The sequence below is a fragment of the Kribbella sp. CWNU-51 genome (assembly GCF_054073265.1).
The window spans coordinates 1-2,435 of the sequence record NZ_JBSXMZ010000021.1; the positions used below are offsets into that span (position 1 = coordinate 1).

Below are 2,435 nucleotides of genomic sequence, written 5' to 3' on the forward strand. Positions count from 1 at the left end.
CTTCTTCCAACCCGCACGCGGCATGCCCCACAAACTACACCACTGTCATCTTAACTGAACGGTATTGGGTCTAGCCCCGGCGTTGCAGTAACGATGTGATCGCGGGGGTCGACACGCGTCGTAGATGTAGAGAAGTGCCTTACCTGCAAGGGATTCTGGGTGTGTCTAAGACTCAGAACTGTCCAAGCGGGAAGGCACTTCGTAGGTGCAGAATACAACGACGCGTCCGGCGGTCACGGTGACGGCCGATGGGCGGGGTGTCGCCTCGCATGCCGGGTCGCGGCTGCTCGCGGATCTGGCCGAGGCCACCGGCCTGCTGCAGACGTTCGGTCAGGCCGTGGTGGGGTTGCGGGAGCGCCGTTCGCGGCATGATCCGGGCCAGGTGCTGGTCGATGTCGCGGTGATGCTGGCCGACGGTGGCGAGGCGATTTCGGATCTGGCGGTGTTGCGGGACCAGCCCGAACTGTTCGGCGCGGTCGCCTCGACCGCCACGGCGTGGCGGGTTCTGGACAGTGTCGATGAGGCCGTCTTGGGCCGGTTGCGGCAGGCTCGTGCGGTGGCTCGGGAGCGTGCCTGGCTCGCACGGGCCGAACTCGGGCGGGTGTTGCCGGCCGCGAGGGCGGGTGGGCGCGTGCTGCCGGGCCTGGTCATCGATGTCGACGCCAGCCTGGTGACCTGTCACAGCGAGAAAGAGGCTGCGGCGGCCACGTTCAAAGGCGGTTTCGGGTATCACCCGGTGCTGGCGTTCCTCGACAACACCGGTGAAGCACTGGCCGGGCTGCTGCGCCCGGGCAACGCGGGCAGCAACACTGCGGTCGACCACATCACGGTGACCGATCTGGCGCTGGCCCAGATCCCCGACGCTGAGCGGTACGGCCGCCCGATCCTGATCCGGGCCGATGGTGCAGGCGCCACGAGAGACTGGCTGGCGCATCTGCGCGGGCTGCGCGACCAGAACCTGGACGTGGAGTTTTCGGTCGGGTTCGCCATGACTCGCGCGGTTCAGGCCGCGATCGAGGCACTCCCCAAGACCGCGTGGACGCCGGCGATCGAGGCGGACGGATCGGTGCGTGACGGCGCCGACGTCGCCGAGGTCACCGGCTTCCTGGACGGACTGACCGCTGCGGGCTGGCCACCCGGGATGCGGGTGATCGTGCGCCGTGAACGACCTCATCCGGGCGCCCAGTTGTCGCTGTTCGACCAGCGTGACGGGTTGCGCTACCAGGCCTTCGCCACCGATACACCCCGAGGCCAGCTCGCCCACCTCGAGGCCAGACACCGTGCCCATGCCCGGGTCGAAGACCGGATCCGCTGCGGCAAGGACACCGGCATCGGCCGGTTCCCGTCCCGGCTGTTCGCGCTCAACGCCGCCTGGCTGGAACTCGCGCTGACCGCGATCGATCTGATCGCCTGGACCCAGCACCTGCTGCTCGACGGCGACCTGGCCAGATGCGAACCCAAAGCGCTGCGCTACCGGCTGCTCCACACCGCCGCCCGCATCACCCGAGGCCAACGCCGGACCTACATCCGACTGGCCAAGCACTGGACCTGGGCCCGCGATCTCGCGGCCGCGTTCGCCCGTCTCGCGTTGATCCCGCACCCACTACGCACCTGAACACCGACACCCCTGACCACCCACAACCAAAGGACAAACGGAACAGCCGGCAAGCCGGCCGACCCCTCACGCCCACCCACGACCCGCAACCCCTCGGACCCGTCCACGCCACAGATCAACGGCCTACTGAAAGACCAGGGCTAGCCACAATACCGTTCAGTTAAGATGGCGGTGGTGTAGTTTGGGTGCATGCCGCGGGCGGGTTGGAAGAAACCGGAGTCGGATCGTCGGTTGTCGGACTTGGTGTCGGTGGGGATGCTGACGCGGGTGTTCCCGCCGGCGCTGGTCGACGAGGTGATTGCTGGGGTGGGGCGGACCGAGCTGCGTCATCGGGCGTTGCCGGCGCGGGTGGTTGCGTACTTCTCGATCGGGATGGCGCTGTTTTCCGAGGGGTCGTATGAGGATGTGCTGTCTCAGTTGACCGATGGGCTTTCGTGGGCCTCGGGCTGGCAGGAGTCGTACGTGCCGCCGAGCAAGTCGGCGATCTTTCAGGCCCGTGCCCGGCTGGGGTCGGAGCCGTTGGCTGCGTTGTTCGAGCGGGTGGCCCGGCCGATCGGTGGTGAGGCGACCCCGGGGGTGTGGTTGGCCGGGCGCCGTCTGGTCGCGGTCGATGGGACCTGCCTCGATGTCGCCGACACGGCGGTGAACGCGGAGTACTTCGGGCGTCCGGGGGTGAACAAGGGTGAGCAGGCGGCGTTCCCGCAGGCCCGGGTCGTGGCGTTGGCCGAGTGCGGCACCCACGCGGTGTTCGCTGCACAGGTCGGGGCCTACACCCAGTCCGAGGCCACGTTGACCGGCTCGCTGCTGGACCGGCTGGAAC

2 protein-coding genes are annotated in these 2,435 nt (G+C 68.1%); both read left to right on the plus strand.

What is annotated here, in order from left to right; all coding sequences use genetic code 11:
* Window positions 1–205 precede the first annotated feature (205 nt).
* Entirely contained in the window at window positions 206–1,615 is a 1,410-nt protein-coding gene (locus tag ACXC9Q_RS22795) for an IS1380 family transposase (RefSeq protein WP_457058662.1), read from the plus strand.
* 189 nt (window positions 1,616–1,804) lie between these two features.
* Window positions 1,805–2,435 (plus strand): transposase domain-containing protein (locus tag ACXC9Q_RS22800; RefSeq protein ID WP_457058663.1); only part of this gene is annotated, 631 nt, incomplete at its 3' end.